Source organism: Lactobacillus sp. B4015 (assembly GCF_026536055.1).
GTDB lineage: Bacteria > Bacillota > Bacilli > Lactobacillales > Lactobacillaceae > Lactobacillus > Lactobacillus panisapium.
Window position 1 is genome coordinate 157,173 of the sequence record NZ_JAFNOY010000003.1, and the last position, 18,625, is coordinate 175,797.

General features: G+C 39.6%; 16 protein-coding genes. 15 read left to right on the top strand and 1 reads right to left on the bottom strand.

The annotated features are described in order from the left end of the window. The first annotated feature begins 32 nt into the window (after positions 1-32). The 11 genes from J3U71_RS04055 (at position 33) to J3U71_RS04105 (ending at position 11,026) form a co-directional block, all read left to right on the top strand. Positions 33-893, top strand: coding sequence for a DegV family protein (locus tag J3U71_RS04055; RefSeq protein ID WP_267392682.1), 861 nt, complete (start codon positions 33-35; stop codon positions 891-893). Between the two features lie 4 nt (positions 894-897). After that, the gene (locus tag J3U71_RS04060; RefSeq protein ID WP_103751595.1) at positions 898-1,128 is read left to right on the top strand and encodes a YozE family protein; all 231 of its coding nucleotides are present in this window, start codon (positions 898-900) and stop codon (positions 1,126-1,128) included. 47 nt (positions 1,129-1,175) lie between these two features. Continuing rightward, on the top strand, positions 1,176-2,015 hold the full coding sequence (gene ylqF, locus J3U71_RS04065; RefSeq protein WP_220221121.1) for a ribosome biogenesis GTPase YlqF: 840 nt from the start codon (positions 1,176-1,178) through the stop codon (positions 2,013-2,015). Continuing rightward, on the top strand, positions 2,012-2,767 hold the full coding sequence (locus J3U71_RS04070; protein ID WP_220269623.1) for a ribonuclease HII: 756 nt from the start codon (positions 2,012-2,014) through the stop codon (positions 2,765-2,767). Before ylqF ends, J3U71_RS04070 begins: the two co-directional genes overlap by 4 nt. Before the next feature lie 46 nt (positions 2,768-2,813). Beyond that, complete coding sequence (gene dprA, locus J3U71_RS04075; protein ID WP_220269624.1) at positions 2,814-3,644, top strand: DNA-processing protein DprA; 831 nt, start codon at positions 2,814-2,816, stop codon at positions 3,642-3,644. Positions 3,645-3,727: 83 nt separating this feature from the next. Further along, a complete protein-coding gene (topA, locus tag J3U71_RS04080; RefSeq protein ID WP_267392681.1) occupies positions 3,728-5,833 on the top strand; it encodes a type I DNA topoisomerase in 2,106 nt (701 codons plus the stop codon). 90 nt (positions 5,834-5,923) lie between these two features. Beyond that, complete coding sequence (gene trmFO / locus J3U71_RS04085) at positions 5,924-7,240, top strand: methylenetetrahydrofolate--tRNA-(uracil(54)-C(5))-methyltransferase (FADH(2)-oxidizing) TrmFO (protein ID WP_267392680.1); 1,317 nt, start codon at positions 5,924-5,926, stop codon at positions 7,238-7,240. A 2-nt stretch (positions 7,241-7,242) separates the two neighbouring features. Next, positions 7,243-8,169, top strand: a complete 927-nt coding sequence (gene xerC / locus J3U71_RS04090; RefSeq protein ID WP_267392679.1) for a tyrosine recombinase XerC — start codon at positions 7,243-7,245, stop codon at positions 8,167-8,169. Beyond that, positions 8,169-8,693 carry an HslVU peptidase proteolytic subunit gene (gene hslV, locus J3U71_RS04095; protein WP_103751602.1) on the top strand — a complete coding sequence of 175 codons (525 nt, stop codon included), beginning with the start codon at positions 8,169-8,171 and terminating at the stop codon, positions 8,691-8,693. The genes xerC and hslV overlap by 1 nt, the downstream gene beginning before the upstream one ends. An 18-nt stretch (positions 8,694-8,711) precedes the next feature. Continuing rightward, a complete protein-coding gene (gene hslU / locus J3U71_RS04100; RefSeq protein ID WP_267392678.1) occupies positions 8,712-10,121 on the top strand; it encodes an ATP-dependent protease ATPase subunit HslU in 1,410 nt (469 codons plus the stop codon). Between the two features lie 17 nt (positions 10,122-10,138). Further along, on the top strand, positions 10,139-11,026 hold the full coding sequence (locus J3U71_RS04105) for an aldose 1-epimerase family protein (RefSeq protein WP_220269629.1): 888 nt from the start codon (positions 10,139-10,141) through the stop codon (positions 11,024-11,026). 314 nt (positions 11,027-11,340) lie between these two features. Here J3U71_RS04105 and plsY read toward each other — a convergent pair whose 3' ends face one another. After that, positions 11,341-11,976, bottom strand: coding sequence for a glycerol-3-phosphate 1-O-acyltransferase PlsY (gene plsY / locus J3U71_RS04110; RefSeq protein WP_103751605.1), 636 nt, complete (start codon positions 11,974-11,976; stop codon positions 11,341-11,343). 96 nt (positions 11,977-12,072) lie between these two features. Between plsY and parE the strand changes: the two genes are divergently transcribed. The 4 genes from parE (at position 12,073) to J3U71_RS04130 (ending at position 18,566) form a co-directional block, all read left to right on the top strand. Next, complete coding sequence (parE, locus tag J3U71_RS04115) at positions 12,073-14,031, top strand: DNA topoisomerase IV subunit B (RefSeq protein WP_220233032.1); 1,959 nt, start codon at positions 12,073-12,075, stop codon at positions 14,029-14,031. 15 nt (positions 14,032-14,046) lie between these two features. Beyond that, positions 14,047-16,500 (top strand): DNA topoisomerase IV subunit A, encoded by a 2,454-nt coding sequence (parC, locus tag J3U71_RS04120; protein ID WP_267392677.1) that lies wholly within the window; start codon positions 14,047-14,049, stop codon positions 16,498-16,500. Between the two features lie 139 nt (positions 16,501-16,639). After that, a complete protein-coding gene (locus tag J3U71_RS04125; RefSeq protein ID WP_220269633.1) occupies positions 16,640-17,575 on the top strand; it encodes a LysR family transcriptional regulator in 936 nt (311 codons plus the stop codon). A 61-nt stretch (positions 17,576-17,636) separates the two neighbouring features. After that, positions 17,637-18,566, top strand: coding sequence for a manganese-dependent inorganic pyrophosphatase (locus J3U71_RS04130; RefSeq protein ID WP_267392676.1), 930 nt, complete (start codon positions 17,637-17,639; stop codon positions 18,564-18,566). Positions 18,567-18,625 lie beyond the last annotated feature (59 nt).

The following is an 18,625-nucleotide window of genomic DNA, read 5'->3' on the forward strand; positions in this document are numbered from 1 at the left end:
TGAACAGCAATTCAGAATTGAGGTCGAGTAGGTTGTCAGAAATAAAAATTTTGACCGATTCTTCTGCACAGTTAACGCCAGAAGAAATTGAAAAATATCATATAACAGTTGTACCATTATCCGTAACAGTTGGTGGAAAGACATATCTTGATGGCGTTGAAATCACCAGGCAAGAATTTGTTGAAAAAATGAGTCAGGCAGAAGATCTGCCTAAAACAAGTCAACCACCAATCGGCAGATTAGTAGATACAATTAAGGACTTAACGGCTGATGGGAGTGAAGTCGTTGGCATCTTTTTGGCTAAGGCACTTAGCGGAACGGTTGATGCTGCCAGACAAGCAGTCGAATTAAGTGGCAAGTTGGATCTAGTTCATGTTGTTGACTCTGAACTGACTGATCGGGCTGAAGGCTTGCAAGTTTTGGCTGCCGCACGCGATGTTGCAGCTGGAAAGCAAGTTCCAGAAATTTTAACTCACCTTGAAAATATCAAGAAAACTCAGCGTTTGCGAATGATGATTGTCAACCTGGAAAATGTAATCAAAGGTGGACGGTTAGGACCAATCTCAGGTAAGATTGCTAATTTGTTGAACGTTAGAATCGAATTGCAAATGCCGCATGGTGAATTAAAAGTAGCTAAAAAAGGGCGCGGTAAAAGATTTACAATGGCTTTTGATCAACGTGTCTTAGATGATATTGAAGCTAATAAAGAAAAAATTAAAGAAGTTGGTATTTCCTACGTATCACTCAATGGTGTACCACAGCGTTTGCTTGATTTTGCCCAAAAAATTAAGGACATTAATTCTAAAATTGACGTGTTGGTACGCGAAACTAGCCCAATAATTGCTACACACGCGGGCATGGATGCATACGCAATTTTATATTATACGGAGTAATTAATTGGCATATCGAGAAAGTTTTTACCGTTACTTAATGACGTTACGGGATGCAGATTCCACCGATCCTGTCGTGCAATTTGCAAATAATGCACAAAATGATCAAACTTTTCCTAAGCAAGAGCAAAATTATGAAAAGCTATCGGAGTATCTTGAGCTAAATGCGGGCTATTTACCGAGCATGAGCATTTTTGATCAAGCTTATCAGATGTATCACGATAAAATGATGTATTAACAAAGGCTCCTTCTTGGGGCCTTTTTAGTGTAAAGAAGGCAAAAACAATGGCTAAAATTCAATGGTATCCTGGTCACATGAACAAGGCTCGCAATCAACTTGAGGACAAAATGGGATTAATTGATGTTCTGGTTGAAGTACTTGATGCGAGAATTCCTGAGTCATCTAGAAATCCGATGATTGAAGACTTAGTTGGCGATAAACCGCACTTAATTATTCTAAATAAAGCTGACTTGGCCGACCCGGTAATGACTAAAATCTGGCAGAAAAAATTGAGTGGCAAAGGCAAGGTGGTAATGGCACTGGACTCTTTGCATAATACTAATATGCAGGTTTTAGTTCGGATGGTGAAAAAAGCAGCAAGCGCTAAAATTGCTAAATTGGAAGCAAAAGGTGCAGCCAATCCGGTTATTCGCATTGCTCTGGCAGGCATCCCTAACTGTGGTAAGTCGACCATTATTAATCGTTTGGTTGGCCGCAATGTAGCGGCCGTGGGTAATAAGCCTGGTGTAACCAAGGGCCAAACTTGGTTAAAGACGCAATCTAACATTCAGATTTTAGATACTCCCGGAATTTTATGGCCTAAATTCGAAGATCAGGACGTTGGCTATAAGCTTGCCGCTTTTGGCGCAATTAAAGATAGTATTTTTAGTGCTGATGATGTTGCGCTATTTTTACTTGCCAGGTTGCGTGAACATTATTTGGGCGATGTGGCGAAGTTTGCGCGGACAACTAAGGAACAAGTAGGCCGAATCAATGATACAGATTTGCTTTTGGCCCTTACCGAAGAATACGGGATGCGTGACGACTATGATCGCTTTTCTTTGTATCTTCTCCAACGCCTGCGTAAAGGCAAAGTAGGAAGGATTACATTAGATCGACCATGACAATCAATGAAATAAAAACTTTATTAGCCCAGGAAAAACTTCCCGCAGAAACAATCACCCAGTTGGCGCAAGATCCAAGAGCAGGCGTTCAAAAATTACTGGTTAGCTATCAAAAGCGTCAGGCTAAATTAGCAAGTAAAAAAGCAGCGTTTGAAAAGCGGTTTGATTATGAGCGCCAATTTTGGGCTAAAAAGCAAGTAGTGGCCGGTGTCGATGAAGTTGGTCGTGGGCCCTTGGCTGGTCCGGTGGTGACAGCTGCCGTCGTTATTGACCAGGATTTTGATCTGATCGATGTGAATGATTCGAAAAAACTGAGTGCTAAAAAAAGATGCGAACTTTATCCTAAAATTTTTGAAGAAGCAGTCAGTGTCGCTGTCGGCCTCAAAGACGCTGAGGTAATAGACAAAGTAAATATTTATGAAGCAGACCGATTGGCTATGGCACAGGCCGTCAATAATTTAGATTGTTCCGTTGATGCTTTGCTTGTTGATGCGATGGATGTGCCGGTAGCTCTTCCGCAAGTGAAGTTAATTAAAGGGGATGCAAAGTCTAATTCGATTGCTGCCGCTTCAATTGTTGCCAAGGTTTTTCGTGATAAGCTAATGGCAGATTATGCTAAAATCTATCCCGAATATCACTTTGAAGTCAATGCCGGCTATGGTACTAAAGAGCATTTGGCCGCTATCAGGCAGTATGGCCCATCACCAATTCACCGTAAAACATTTGCACCTGTCAGTGAGTTTTATCAATAAAAAATTTCCCTCCTTTTTTACGTATATGTAGATAGGGAGGTTTTTTATGAAAACAACAAATTTTCTTTTGCGTTTAAAATTACAAAAAGGAATTGGTTATGTTAAGATGTTAAAAATTGCTAGTCAACTAGATACAGCTGATGTCAATCTTAAAACGCTGATGAAAATGGACTTGCCTAGCAATTTAAAAAGAGCGAGCCTAGCTGCTTATAATGATGATCAGGCGGAAATTTACGTAAAACGAATCAAGAAGCAGTGTCAGGTTATTAGCTTTTTTGACGATGTGTATCCAGAACAATTGCGCCAAATTTACCGGCCGCCGTTAGTTTTGTTTGCTCAGGGAGATGTTAATCTCTTACAGCAAAAAATTGTGACAATAGTTGGTTCACGCATGGCAACGTCATATAGTCGTTCAGTTATGACCAAATTGGTTCCCCGTCTTGTTAAAAAAGGCTGGGTGATTGCTAGTGGCTTGGCTAAGGGCGTTGACGTGATGGCTCATCAAGCTGCACTAACTATTGAAGGTAAAACAATCGCGGTAGTTGGTAATGGCTTAAATCATTTTTATCCGCTCAGTAATTATCACGTTCAAGAACAAATTATCCGCCGTGGCCTAATTCTTAGCGAGTATTTGCCTGACACGCCGCCAAGACCCTTTCGTTTTCCGCAAAGAAATCGGATATTAGCTGGTATTGCTCAAAAAGTAATTGTTACCGAGGCGCAGGAAAAATCCGGTTCACTGATTACAGCGAACCTGGCATTACAAGAAAATCGAGATATTTATGCGGTTCCGGGGCCAATTGACAATGAGCTTTCTGCTGGGCCAAACAAGCTGATTGCCGCGGGGGCGATTCCGATAACTGATTATCAGTTATAACTTGAAAGATTTGACAATTTGCGGGTAAATATACTATTGTCAGACTAGTATTTTAAAAAAAGAATTTAATGAGGAGGCTTTTGATGCCAACAAAATCAAAGCCAAAAAAACGTAAAAAAACATTAGTGATTGTTGAGTCGCCAGCTAAGGCGAAGACTATTGAAAAATATCTCGGACGTAATTATCGGGTCATTGCATCGAAAGGCCATATTCGTGATTTACCTAAGTCACAAATGGGAATTGATTTTGATCATGATTACAAACCGAAATATATTTCGATTCGGGGTAAAGGCGATACGATTAAAGAATTAAAATCTGAAGCTAAGAAAGCTAAAGATGTTTACCTAGCATCTGACCCCGATCGTGAAGGAGAAGCAATTGCGTGGCATGTGGCTCATGCCTTAAATCTGGATGATACGGCTAAGAACCGGGTTACTTTTAACGAAGTTACCAAGGATGCTGTTAAAAATAGTTTTAAAAATCCCCGTGCCATTGATATGGATACGGTAAATGCTCAGCAGGCCAGAAGAATCCTAGATCGGATTGTAGGTTATTCTTTATCGCCAATCCTTTGGGATAAGGTGAAAAAAGGACTTAGTGCAGGACGTGTTCAGTCTGTTGCTCTTAAGTTGGTAATTGACCGTGAAAAGGAAATTAAAAACTTTAAGCCAGATGAATACTGGACAATTGATGCCGAGTTCAAAAAGAAAACTAAGGCATTTAAGGCACAATTCTGGGGCGTCGATGGCAAAAAGCAAGACTTGCCGAATAATGAAGCTGTACAAAAGGTTCTAGCAAAAATTGATAAAAAGCAGGCTTTTCAAGTTAATAATGTCGTCAAGCGTGAACGTCGGCGGCAACCTGCTGCACCGTTTACGACTTCAACTATGCAGCAAGAAGCTAATAAGCGCCTGAATTATCGGACGCGCAGAACTATGAGTATTGCTCAGCAGTTATATGAAGGTATTAGTCTGGGCAAACAGGGTACAGTTGGTCTAATCACTTATATGAGAACGGACTCTAAAAGGACATCCCCAATCGCTCAAGCTGAAGCATCTAAGTTCCTAAATGAAAAATTCGGCAAAGAATATGCTGCCAAAGGTGCAAGACACTTTAAAAATCAGGAAGATGCGCAGGATGCCCATGAAGCAATTCGGCCTACAAGTGTTTACCGGACACCCGAGTCTTTAAAGGATGTTTTAACTACCGAGCAATATCGTCTTTACAAGCTGATTTGGTCCCGCTTTTTAGCCAGTGAAATGACGCCTGCTGTTTACGATACCGTAAGAGCTGACATTGAACAAAATGGGGTAATTTTCCGGACAACTGGTTCGAAAATGAAGTTTGCTGGTTTCACCAAGGTTTATGATAATTTGCAGGAAAAAAATGTTGAATTACCTGAACTAGATGATGGTGATCAAGTTAAGTTAGCAAAATCCGATAACAAGCAGCATTTTACGTTGCCACCTGCGCGCTACACGGAAGCCAGTTTAGTTCATACACTGGAAGAAAATGGTGTCGGGCGTCCGTCAACCTACGCGCCAACGATCGATACGATTCAGCGTCGCTATTATGTCAAGCTTGAGGGTAAAGCAATAGTACCTACTGAATTAGGAGAAATTGTCGATAACTTAATCGAAAAATTCTTCCCGGATATTGTTAACATTGATTTTACCGCCCAATTAGAAAGCGACCTCGATAGCATTGAGGCAGGGAAGAAAAATTGGGTCAAGGTAATTGACGAATATTATCACCCGTTTAAAAAGGAATTAGATAAAGCCGAGTCAGGCATTCAAAAAGTTCAGATTAAGGATGAACCTGCTGGTTTTAACTGCGATATCTGTGGTGCTCCGATGGTGATCAAGATGGGACGCTATGGTAAGTTCTATGCCTGCTCACGTTTTCCTGATTGCCGCAATACTAAGGCAATTGTGAAAAAGGTCGGTGTAATCTGTCCGAAATGCGGTAAAGGTGATGTAGTTGAGAAGAAGTCAAAGCGCAACCGCAAATTTTATGGCTGCTCACGCTACCCTGACTGTGATTTTGTTTCCTGGGACAAGCCGATTAACCGTGTCTGTCCTAATGACGGTCATTTCTTAGTGGAAAAGAAAAACAAAAAAGGTCTGGTTATTTTATGTCCAAATGGCGACTATAAAGAAGAGCCTAAGGAAGAACAGACCGCAAAATAACATTAAATTTAATTAAATATCATCAAATCACTTAGATTTGATGATATTCTTTTTATATAAGTAAATAAAAATTAGTAAAGGAATATAAATATGCCAAAAACTGTAACTGTTGTCGGTGGAGGCTTGGCGGGTAGTGAAGCCGCTTGGCAATTAGCCAAACGAGGGATTTCGGTTGATCTATATGAAATGAGACCAACTAAAATGACGCCAGCTCATAAAACCGGCGAATTAGCAGAGCTTGTTTGTACCAATTCAATGCGGTCTAATCAGCTGTCCAATGCTGTCGGATTACTGAAAGAAGAGATGCGTCAATTGGATTCGCTTGTTTTAAAAGCGGCTGATAAAACTCAGGTTCCAGCTGGCGGAGCTCTTGCTGTTGACCGGGATGAATTTAGTACTTATATCACCAAGACACTCCATGCACTGCCCAATATTACGTTTCATGATGAAGAAATTACTGAATTGCCCCAGGATGGCATTACCATTATTGCAACTGGTCCCTTAACCAGTGATAAGTTGGCTGCTAAAATTCAGGAATTCTCGGGAACTGAAAGTCTGCACTTTTTTGATGCAGCAGCGCCAATTGTTGCCGCCGATTCGATTGATTTAGATATTGTTTATAAAAAATCACGCTATGATCGCGGGGATGCGGCTTACCTTAACTGTCCGATGACGCAGGAAGAATACGAAAAATTCACTCAAGAATTGGTTAATGCGGAAACAGCACAAATGCATGATTTTGAAAAAGATGATGTTTTTGAGGGATGCATGCCAATTGAAGTAATGGCTTCGCGGGGAGAAAAGACGATGTTGTTTGGCCCTCTTAAACCCGTTGGTTTAGAAGATCCTCATACTGGTAAAACGCCATACGCGGTAGTTCAATTACGCCAAGATAACGCCGCCGCTTCAATGTACAACATTGTTGGCTTTCAAACGCACTTGAAATATGGTGAACAAAAACGAGTCTTTTCAATGATTCCTGGTTTAGCCAATGCGCGTTTCATCCGTTACGGGAAAATGCACCGTAATACTTATATGGCTTCGCCCGAAGTTTTGACTGCCAGTTATGAAGCGAAAAAACAACCGGGGTTATTTTTCGCAGGTCAAATGACGGGTGTTGAAGGTTACGTTGAAAGTGCTGGTAGCGGCTTAGTTGCCGGTATTAATGCTGCCAAGGAAGCTCTTGATGAGCCTACTGTAATTTTTCCTAAAATGACCGCTCTTGGCTCGATGGCAAATTATGTGACCACAACCAGCGTTAAACACTTTCAACCAATGAATGCCAGTTTTGCTTTGATCCCTGGTCTTGAAGGGAAAAAGATTCGGAACAAACGGGAACGGCATGAAAAAATTAGTGAGCGTAGTTTAGAAAAACTTCAAGAATTTAAGCAAAAAGAGTTGGATTAACAATGGCTGCTTTAGAAAATAGTGATGAACTAGATCTGTTTCTGTCTTATCTAAAAAACGAACGACATTATAGTCAGAAGACCATTAAGTCTTACCAAACGGATTTGCTCGAGGCAAAGTCTTTTTGGAAAAGTAATGGTGGATTTGCTGGCTGGAAAAAGATTGAACGCCGTGATGTTGAGATTTTTTTACAAAATCTGGCAGAACGTAAGTTAGCTCGTTCAACTCAATCCCGTAAAATGTCTAGTTTAAGATCTTTTTATCGCTTTTTAACTAAGCGTAAAATTGTTAAAATAGACCCGACGCAGGCAATTGCTCTGCGGGCAAAAGAGCACAAACTGCCGCAGTTTTTTTATGCACCAGAGATGAAACAGGTTTTTGCATCGCTCAATGGCAGTGAACCGTTAACTAGGCGGAACTTAGCCATGTTTGAGTTGTTTTATACAACCGGCATGCGTGTTAGCGAAGTTAGCAATTTAACGCTTGAGCAAGTTGATTTAGATTTAAAAATTATTCTCGTGCACGGAAAGGGAAACAAAGATCGTTATGTTGCCTTTGATAAGCAAGCTAAAGAGACCTTGGCAAATTATCTGACTGATGCCCGGCCCGAGCTCATCAAAGATCACGATTGTCCTTTTGTTTTTGTCAATCATCAAGGTAAACAATTGACAACCCGGGGCATAGAATATGTTATGCAAAAAGTATTTAATGGTGCGGGGATTAACGGTAAAGTTCATCCCCATGAATTGCGACACAGCTTTGCGACAGCAATGCTGAATAATGGTGCAGATTTGCGTAGCGTACAGGAGTTATTGGGGCACATTAATTTATCAACTACCCAAATATATACGCATGTAACAATGAGTCATTTACAGGAAAATTATGAGCAATTTTTTACCCGTAATGATAAGAAAGATGAGGCAAAATAATGACAACGATTTGTTCAGTTAAATATAACGGAAAAACAGCAATTGCTGGTGACGGCCAAGTAACCTTAGGCGAAAAGGTCATTGCTAAGGCAACGGCTAAAAAAATAAGACGCATATACCATGATCGCGTCGTCATCGGCTTTGCTGGTGGTGTGGCCGATGCAGTTAGCTTGCAGGAAATGCTTGAAGGAAAGTTAGAAGCATTTGGTGGTGATTTACGGCGTGCGGCGGTTGAAATGGCCCAAGCTTGGCGTAAGGATGCTACCTTACAAAAATTAGATGCAATGCTGATTGCCTTTAACGAAAAGGATTTATTGCTTATTTCAGGTAATGGTGAAGTGCTTGAGCCTGATGAAAATGTTGTAGCAATCGGTTCAGGTGGTAATTTTGCCCAGGCTGCTGCTATCGCGATGACGCGGCATTCTTCGGGGATGTCTGCTAGTGAAATTGCTCATGAAGCAGTTGAGATTGCTTCCGGTATCGATATTTTTACTGATGATCAGATTCATACAGATGAACTTTAAAAGTAGGTGAAATTAGTTATGGAAACAAAAACGCCAAAACAAATAGTTAGTTTATTAGACGAATATATTATCGGTCAAGACGAGGCCAAGAAGGCAGTGGCTGTTGCTTTGTACAACCGTTATCGAAGAATGCAGCTACCTAAAAAGATGCAGGAAGACATCACTCCGAAAAACTTGCTTATGGCAGGTCCAACCGGGGTAGGTAAAACCGAAATAGCTAGAAGACTTGCTCTAATTGTCAATGCTCCGTTTGTTAAGGTGGAAGCAACCAAATTTACGGAAGTCGGTTATGTTGGACGGGACGTTGAATCGATGGTACGCGACCTAGTAACTGAAGCAGTTCGAATGGAAGAAAAGGAGCAGTTTGATCGTGTACGTGTGCAGGCGGCTAAAGAAGCCAATAAGACATTGGTTCGGTTGTTAGTTCCTGGCATTAAGCACGAAAAACGGCAAAATCAAATGCAAGAATTCCAAGACATGATGTCAATGCTGATGACCAATGGTCAAAATACTGATCAAGCAGCTGATACTGACCAAGATGAAGTAACTGACGAAATTAGAAATGAACGTTTGTCAGTTGCTGAACAGCTAAATAAGGGATTGTTAGAAGATCGGGACGTCACGATTGAAGTAGAACAAGCTCCTAAAGTTAATCCTATGAATGATATGATGAGTCAAATGGGAATGGACATGAGTTCCGTACTTAATGGCTTAGTCCCTAAAAAGCGGGTTAAACGGACGCTACCGGTCAAAGATGCCCGTGAAGTCTTGATTCAAGAAGAATCTAGAAAAATGGTTGACTACGATACAATTTACCAAAAAGCAATTGAACGAACAGCCAACAACGGAATTATTTTTATTGATGAAATTGATAAAATTACTGCTGGCAACAAAAAGACTTCGGGTGAGGTATCTCGCGAAGGTGTACAGCGTGATATTTTGCCAATCGTTGAAGGATCGACTGTTCAGACAAAGTACGGTCCGGTTTCAACTGATCATATTTTGTTCATTGCTGCAGGGGCTTTTTCTGAGTCAAAACCAAGCGATTTGATTCCAGAACTACAAGGACGTTTTCCAATTCGGGTTGAACTTAATGCTCTTTCAAAAGATGATTTTGTAAAAATTCTGAAGGATCCAGCTGATTCCCTACTTGAGCAATATGTTGCTTTGATGAAAGCAGATGGCATCAAGCTAATCTTTACTAAAGAAGCAGTTGACCGCATTGCACAAATTGCTTATGACGTTAACCAGGGAACAGATAATATTGGGGCTAGAAGACTGTCAACTATTCTCGAAAAGCTGCTTGAAGATGTCCTTTATGAAGGGCCTGATATGACCATGGGTGAAATAACTGTAACCCAAGCATATGTTGATGAAAAACTTAGTGATATAATAACTAATAAGGATTTAACTAAGTTTATTCTGTAAAAAGGCGATGTATTATCATGGATTACACTATCAAAAACAGTATTTTACAAGTCGTCATATCAAGTAGTGGCGCTGAAATTCAAAGCGTGAAGAGCCAACACAGCGGATATGAGTATATATGGCAAGCTGACCCTAATGTTTGGCAGCGCCATGCACCGGTTTTATTTCCCATTGTTGGCAAATTGCAAAATGATGAGTATACCTATCAAGGTAAAACCTATCATATGACCCAGCATGGTTTTGCCCGGGATATGGAGTTTACTGTTGAACAGCAGACCGCTGAAAGTATCACTTTTTTGTTAACTGATACGCCAGAGACATTAGCGATTTACCCGTTCAAGTTTGAACTACGGGTAAATTACAATTTGCTTAATAACTTGTTGGAAGAAAATTTCAGTGTGACCAACCGGTCTGATGGCGAAATGATTTTTGGTATTGGCGGTCATCCAGGATTTAATATTCCAACAGATGAAAAGGTAGCAAAAGAAGATTTTTACTTTAGTACCAAACCTTCGCGGGCCCGGGTTCAAATTCCGCTAAAAGGAGCATATTTGGACTGGGATAACCGCTCACTAGCATCAACTAACAGCTTGATAACTTTAAGTGATCATTTATTTAAAAATGATGCTTTAATTTTTCAATTGCGTGGTCATGATAATCGCGTTTCGCTAAAAACAGATACTAGTAATTTCCATGTAAATGTTTGGTTGCGTGATGCTCCATTTGTTGGTATTTGGTCGCAATATCCTAAAACAGCTGATTATGTTTGTATTGAGCCGTGGTGGGGGATTGCCGATCGGGCAGATACGAACCAAAAGTTAGAAGAAAAGTATGGCATGAATCATATAGATGCTAATGCAACCTTTACCGCTGGTTTTAGTATGGCTTTTCATGATCAAGACTAGCTAGCAAATTTAGACTAAAGTTTAATAATTAACTAAAGGCGTCAAGTTAAAACTCGACGCCTTTTAATTGCCGCTAAGAATAGATTGCTGGCCCAAAAATTATTTGGTTTTAGTTTTGAAGAACATTTTTAAAGGGACTAAGCGTAAAGCTTGCCGGTGGCCTTATTACACCGCGGTCAAAAGTTGGTAGTAAGTAAGATCCGGCTCTTTACATAAATAATCCAATTTGTTTATTTTTCGCTTGCGAACTATTGTTCCCAAAAGTTATAATATAAAAGCCAGTAACTTAATTATTGGCTGTATTTATTTTAGCTTTATAACTTGTGGTGGCTTTTTTTATACCAGTACCACAACCCGAAAGGGATGATATTTTCTTGGTGGTGAATGAGCCGCTTGATGTTACTGCGGTGACGAACAAATAAAATGATCATGATGCAGCCAACAATTACCTCAAGGAAAATGTCATGAAAGAAAAAGGTAGCAATAAAAATTAATACGACTGCGATTAGACTGGATAAACTAACATACGATGTAATGAATACCAGTGGCAAGAAAATCACTGCACAGACGGCAAAGAATTTTAGGTTATAACCCAAAAACAGGCCTGCACTTGTTGCAACTGCTTTTCCACCCTTAAATTTAAGAAAAATTGAACAAGTATGTCCCAAAATAGCTAATCCACCAGAAATTAGCAATAAATATTTTGGCCCTGGAAGGTGAAACAGTCGTGGCAAGCTTGTTGCAAGTGTTCCCTTGAGAACATCAACTATCAAAACGAAACTTCCAGCAACCGGTCCAAAGACGCGAAAGGAATTTGTTGTACCGATATTACCAGAGCCATAATCACGGATATCTTCTGCGAAAAATATTTTACCGACGATTACACCTGTTGGGAAGGATCCGAGCAAGTATGCTAGAATAAATACCAGTATTAATTTAAGATTTATCATTTATATCCTACTTCCTTAATAACTAAAGCTATTTTATCAAAAATTGCTTAGTATGAGGATTAAAATAAATAAATGATTTAAACTGGAGGAGTTTATTTGGTTAAAGCAAATAAAAAAACGAATTCTTATGATGACTCATCAATCCAGATTCTTCATGGTTTAGAAGCTGTTCGTAAGCGCCCAGGAATGTACATTGGATCGACAGATATCCATGGATTAAATCAGCTCGTTTACGAAATAGTTGATAATTCAGTTGATGAGGCAATGGCCGGGTTTGGTCAAGAAATTGATGTAACCATCCATCAAGACAATAGCGTGACCGTCCGCGATTTTGGTCGTGGAATGCCCACAGGGATGCATAAATCAGGCAGACCGACAATTGAAGTCATTCTGACCGTTTTGCATGCCGGAGGTAAGTTCACGGAGCAAAACTATAAAACTTCAGGTGGATTACATGGTGTTGGTTCTTCGGTAGTTAACGCTCTTTCCAGTTATATGGATGTTAAGGTTGTTCGCGATGGCGTTGCCTATGAAGAAGAGTTTAAGGATGGCGGTCATCCTGTTGGTACTTTGAAGCGTTTAGGCAAGACAAAGGAAAAAACAGGAACGACAATCACCTTTAAACCGGATGAGAAGATTTTTTCAACAACTAAGTATAAGTATGAGACGATTCAGGAAAGAATTAGAGAATCTGCCTTCTTATTAAAAGGCGTTCGCTTTGTTTTGACTGATGAACGTGAGCCTGAGCATCATGATGATTTTAAGTATGACAATGGGATTGAGTCCTTTGTGTCCTACTTAAATGAAGGCAAAGATACGTTAAATGATGTTTTTTACTTTTCAGGTAAACAAGACGAAATCGAAGTCGAATTCAGTGGTCAATACAGCGACAGTTACTCTGAAAGTCTAGTTTCGTTTGTTAATAATGTGCGAACTGCTGATGGCGGTACACACGAAGTTGGTGCACGAAGCGGTTTTACGCGGGCATTTAACGATTATGCTAAAAAGCAAGGCTTATTAGGTAAAAAAGATAAAAATATTGATGGCTCCGACTACCGTGAAGGTCTAAGTGCTGTGCTATCCGTCAAGATACCAGAAGAACAACTGGAATTTGAAGGACAGACGAAGGGCAAATTAGGCACGCCGCAAGCAAGATCAGTCGTAGACGCAATTGTTTACGAAAAGATGTCTTATTACTTAATGGAAAACGGCGAATTGGCCCAGGAATTAGTGAAAAAAGCTCAGCGTGCAAGGGATGCACGTGAGGCAGCTAAAAAGGCTCGAAATGAGAGTCGAAATGGTAAAAAACGTCGGAAAAAAGAAGTACTCTCGGGTAAACTGACACCAGCACAATCACGTAATCCTAAAAAGAACGAATTGTTCCTAGTTGAGGGGGATTCAGCTGGTGGTTCAGCAAAGCAGGGACGTGATCGTCGTTTCCAAGCTATTCTGCCATTGCGTGGTAAGGTGTTAAATACGCAAAAAGCTAAATTGCAGGATATTTTTAAAAATGAAGAAATCAATACGATGATCTATACCATCGGTGCGGGAGTTGGCGCTGAATTTAATGTTGCTGATTCTAATTACGACAAAGTCATCATTATGACGGATGCCGATGACGATGGTGCGCACATTCAGATCTTGCTGTTGACTTTCTTTTACCGTTACATGCGACCAATGATTGAAAACGGCAAAGTATATATTGCTTTACCGCCTTTATACCGGTTGCAAAAGGGTCGTGGCAAGAATACTCAAGTTAAATATTCCTGGACTGATGAAGAATTGCGGGCTGACGAAGATAAGATGGGCCGCGGTTACGCTTTGCAGCGATTTAAAGGTTTGGGGGAAATGAATGCCGAGCAGTTGTGGCAGACAACAATGAACCCAGAATCTAGAATGCTTATCAGAGTTAAAATCGATGATGCAGCTTTAGCTGAACGCCGAGTTACCACGCTAATGGGCGACAAGGTCGATGCCAGAAGAAGATGGATTGAAGAAAATGTTAAGTTCAGAATGGGCGAAAATGCTTCAATCTTGGAAGAAGAAAATGAGTAAAGAGGTTTTTAATTAATGGCAACAAAAGAACGAATTCGTGAAATGCCGCTTGAGCAGGTCATGGGTGAACGTTTTGGAAGATACTCCAAGTACATTATTCAAGAACGGGCTTTGCCGGATATTCGTGATGGTTTGAAACCCGTTCAAAGAAGAATCTTGTATGCTATGTACCGGGACGGGAATACCTATGACAAACCTTTTAAAAAGGCTGCCAAGGCGGTTGGTAATATCATGGGTAACTTCCATCCCCATGGTGACAGTTCAATCTATGGTGCTTTAGTTCACTTGTCACAAGATTGGAAGATGCGTGAGACCTTAATTGAAATGCACGGTAACAACGGTTCAATGGATGGTGACGGTCCTGCGGCGATGCGTTACACGGAATCTCGCTTAAGCAAAATATCAAATATGCTTTTACAGGATATTGATAAAGATACGGTTAATATGGTGCTTAATTTCGATGACACGGAATATGAACCAACCGTTTTACCTGTCCGTTTTCCTAATCTGCTAGTTAATGGTTCAACGGGAATTTCAGCTGGTTATGCAACAGAAATTCCGCCACACAACTTAACGGAAGTAATTGATGCGACCATCTATTTATTAAAGCACCCGGATGCAACCTTAGATGACCTGATGAAGTTTGTTAAAGGTCCCGATTTTCCTACCGGTGCAATCGTGATGGGACAAAAAGGGCTAAAAGAAGCGTATGAAACTGGCCGTGGTCGTGTGCAAGTGCGGGCCAAGTCATCTATTCAGGAAATTCGTGGTCACCGTGAAGAAATTGTCATTACGGAAATACCATATGCAGTCAATAAAGCTCTTTTAGTCAAAAAGATGGATGAAATCCGTTTGAATAAAGAAATTGACGGCATTGCGGAAGTACGTGATGAAACTGATCGTCATGGTTTGTCAATTGTTGTCGAACTTAAAAAGGGTGCAGATGCACAAAATATTTTAAATTATCTTTTTAAGAACACGGAATTACAAGTTTCCTACAACTTCAACATGGTCGCAATTGATCATATGACGCCAATGCAAGTTGGTTTAAAGCATATCCTAGCGTCTTATTTGGAGCATGAGAAAGATGTAGTTACTAAGAGAACTAAGTACGACCTTAATAAAGCAGAGAATCGCCTAGAAATTATACAAGGTTTGATTCACGCGATGGATATCCTTGATGAAGTAATTAAGGTGATTCGAGCTTCAAAGAATAAAACTGAAGCGAAGGTTAATTTGGCTAAAAAGTTTGGTTTTACTGAACGGCAAGCAGAGGCAATCGTTTCTTTGCAGCTTTACCGGTTAACTAATACTGATGTTGATGCATTAGTTGATGAGCAGACTGATTTAAACCAAAAGATTGATCGGTATCAAACTTTGTTATCTGATTCAAAGGTTTTAGATAAAGAAGTCATTAAAGAGCTGTCGATTGTTAAGCGTGAATTTGGTAATCCAAGGCGAACAGAAATTTCGGCTGAAACGGCCAAGATTCAGATTGATGAAAAAGCGTTGGTTGCTGATGAGCAAGTTAGAGTCCTAATAAGTAGGGATGGCTATTTAAAGCGTTCCTCTTTGCGTTCTTGGCAATCTAGTGATGATGAAGATAATGGTTTGCCGGATGGCGATGAAGTTGTTTTTGAAAAAACACTATCAACTCTGACCAATCTTTATCTCTTTACTAATCGCGGGAATTTGATTTACCGGCCAGTTAATGAATTAGTTGAAACTAAGTGGAAGGATACTGGTCAGCACCTTTCACAGGAAATTGGCTTAAACAGTGAAGAGCAAATCATCCGGGTCTTTGAATTTGATCAGCTTGATCAAGATGTCAACTTCCTGCTTGCAACTGATGATGGTTATATTAAGCAATTGCAATTGCAGAACCTGCAACCGACTAGAACCTACCGTTCCCGGGCAATTACTGCGATTAAAATGAAGAAAGATGATAGCCAGGTTGTACGCGTTGATTTAATTAAGCCGGATACTAAAGCAGAAATAATTTTATTTACCCATAAGGCATACGCTGTACGCTATGATGTCAGTGAAGTTCCTGAATCTGGTGCTAAAGCAGCCGGGGTAAAATCAGTTAACTTAAAAGATGATGATTTTGTTGTTTCTTATATTTTAGTTGATCCGCAATATCTCAATTTGGTACGAGTTGGCTTGGTAACGCAGCGAGGTGCATTTAAACAATTTAAAGTAAAACTAATTAATAAAGTTTCGCGTGCTAAACGCGGCGTTCTCGTATTGCGAGAACTCAAAAATAATCCTCATCGCATAGTAGCAGTGGTATCATATGGCCAAGACCACGAATTAACAATTACTACTAGCAGCAAGCGACGGATTAAACTGGAAACAAATGATTATCCACTTGGTGATCGCTATTCAAATGGTTCATTCGTAGTGGATACGACAAGTGACGGCATACCTGTTAATTTACAAATTGGGAAACCACTTAGTTCGAGATAAATTTTATTTACTTATACACTGTAAATAGGCTAAAAAAGGCTTAATTGACTTTGAATTATACTTTGACATGTAATATTTTTTGACAGATAATAGCATATAAATAGGGTTATATTATTGTTAAGATAGAAGGATAAATTTTATGCCTAAAACAGATACAATACTCTCAACTAAGTCTTTACATTATTTTTTACAGCTGATTGATACTATGAACTATACTCAAGCGGCCCAAATCTTAGGAATTACACAACCAGCTTTGACTCAACAAATTAAAAAAATCGAGCACGCGATTGGTACTCCTTTGTTTGGACAGATGGGTAAGAAGCTTTATCTGACTGAAGCAGGCAAGCAGCTGCAAACGGGTGCAATCAAGCTTTTGGGGACAATCAATTCAGTTGTCAATGATATTCAGGAGTTTACTCAAGCAGATAAGGGTAATATCTCAATCGGAGTCTTAGATAGTGTAGACTCTGAAGTATTACGAAAGTTTTTGGTCAAATTTAACCAAAAAAGTCCTGATATAACCGTAAACGTATGCTATTTTAATCGGAAGGATCTTTGGTATAATCTGGACAATAATTTAATTGATTTGGCACTTATTTATGTGCCGGATAATATGAAGAAGAGTCAGGTTAATCTCCAGAATCAGTACGATTACATGAAAGTTTGTGAAGATCGCTTGACGATCTTAACGCATGATAAAAAAGTAAAATCCGGAAATTCTTACTCAATTTCTAAATTTATTGACAGACAGTGGGTAGCCTATCCAGATAATTTTTATCTAACCCAATTAATGAAAGAAAAATTTGGTAGCAAAATTAATGCTAAGAATGGCATGAAGGTGCCACTGAGCTTTTCTTCGACAAAGCAATTGATCGATACTGCTGAGGAAACTGAGTATGACACTTTTATCAATAATTCATACTATCAAATACATAAAAATGAGATTAAATTAATGCCAGTTTATTTAAAAGATGATACGAAGTTCTCGACCTCAGTGATTTATCGTAAGGGTAAAAAAGATGTTCCCCGAATTGAACATTTTTTAGACGAATTCAAAAAATTCTTGGATGAATAGCCATTATTAGGTAAAATTAATAATATTGAATAATATTTTTGAAAGAAAAAGAGGAAGATTAATGGAGAAAGAGTTGATTTTTGGTCATCAAAATCCTGATACAGACGCAATTGGAACGGCTATTGCTTACTCATATTTGCAAAACAAGTTGGGTTACAATACTGAACCTGTTGCATTGGGTGAGGCTAATGACGAGACAACATTTGCTTTAAATAAGTTTGGTTTTGAAGCTCCTAGAGTTGTTAAAACTGCTGCAAATGAGGTAAACAAGGTAATGCTTGTTGATCACAACGAACCGCAGCAAAGTGTTTCAGATATTGATAAGGTAACTGTTACTCATGTGGTTGATCACCATCGAATTATGAATTTTAATACTAGCTCACCATTATTCTACCTAGCTGCTCCTGTTGGCTGTACAAGTACGATTATGTGGCAATTATATAAGCACTACAATGTTGAAATTCCACAAAATATCGCTGGAATTATGCTCTCCGCAATTATTTCCGATACTTTGCTTTTGAAATCACCGACAACTACAGATGAAGATAAGAAAGCAGTTAAAGCTTTAGCAGAAATCGCTGACGTGGACTATGAGAAATATGGTCTTGAAGAATTAAAGGCTGGAACTAATATTGCCAGCAAGTCTGAAGAAGACTTAATTGACTTAGATGCTAAGAGCTTTGATTTAAACGGCAAAAGTGTCCGTGTAGCGCAAATAAATGTGGTTGACTTACCAGAGGCGATGGAACGTAAAAATGCCTTCTTGAAGGCAATGAACGCCGCTTCAGCAAGTGAAAATTATGATTTGTTCATGTTGCTAATTACTAATGTACTTGATTCTGATTCAACGGCATTGGTAACCGGCTCAGATGAAGCTATAGCAGCATTTGAAAAGGCTTTTGGCAAGGTTGCTGATTCAGAAATTAGTTTACCAGGAGTAGTGTCACGAAAAAAACAAGTGGTTCCGCCATTGACTGAAGCATTTAACTAAAAAATAAAAAAGCACAAGGTAGGTGAGAAACCTAACTTGTGCTTTTTAGATTCAGGATT

Excerpts from the sequence above, each read along its gene's own strand:
- ylqF (WP_220221121.1), top strand. The coding sequence starts at position 1,176 with ATGGCTAAAATTCAATGGTATCCTGGTCACATGAACAAGGCTCGCAAT.
- J3U71_RS04070 (WP_220269623.1), top strand. The coding sequence starts at position 2,012 with ATGACAATCAATGAAATAAAAACTTTATTAGCCCAGGAAAAACTTCCC.
- dprA (WP_220269624.1), top strand. The coding sequence starts at position 2,814 with ATGAAAACAACAAATTTTCTTTTGCGTTTAAAATTACAAAAAGGAATT.
- topA (WP_267392681.1), top strand. The coding sequence starts at position 3,728 with ATGCCAACAAAATCAAAGCCAAAAAAACGTAAAAAAACATTAGTGATT.
- trmFO (WP_267392680.1), top strand. The coding sequence starts at position 5,924 with ATGCCAAAAACTGTAACTGTTGTCGGTGGAGGCTTGGCGGGTAGTGAA.
- xerC (WP_267392679.1), top strand. The coding sequence starts at position 7,243 with ATGGCTGCTTTAGAAAATAGTGATGAACTAGATCTGTTTCTGTCTTAT.
- hslV (WP_103751602.1), top strand. The coding sequence starts at position 8,169 with ATGACAACGATTTGTTCAGTTAAATATAACGGAAAAACAGCAATTGCT.
- hslU (WP_267392678.1), top strand. The coding sequence starts at position 8,712 with ATGGAAACAAAAACGCCAAAACAAATAGTTAGTTTATTAGACGAATAT.
- J3U71_RS04105 (WP_220269629.1), top strand. The coding sequence starts at position 10,139 with ATGGATTACACTATCAAAAACAGTATTTTACAAGTCGTCATATCAAGT.
- plsY (WP_103751605.1), bottom strand. The coding sequence starts at position 11,976 with ATGATAAATCTTAAATTAATACTGGTATTTATTCTAGCATACTTGCTC.
- parC (WP_267392677.1), top strand. The coding sequence starts at position 14,047 with ATGGCAACAAAAGAACGAATTCGTGAAATGCCGCTTGAGCAGGTCATG.
- J3U71_RS04125 (WP_220269633.1), top strand. The coding sequence starts at position 16,640 with ATGCCTAAAACAGATACAATACTCTCAACTAAGTCTTTACATTATTTT.
- J3U71_RS04130 (WP_267392676.1), top strand. The coding sequence starts at position 17,637 with ATGGAGAAAGAGTTGATTTTTGGTCATCAAAATCCTGATACAGACGCA.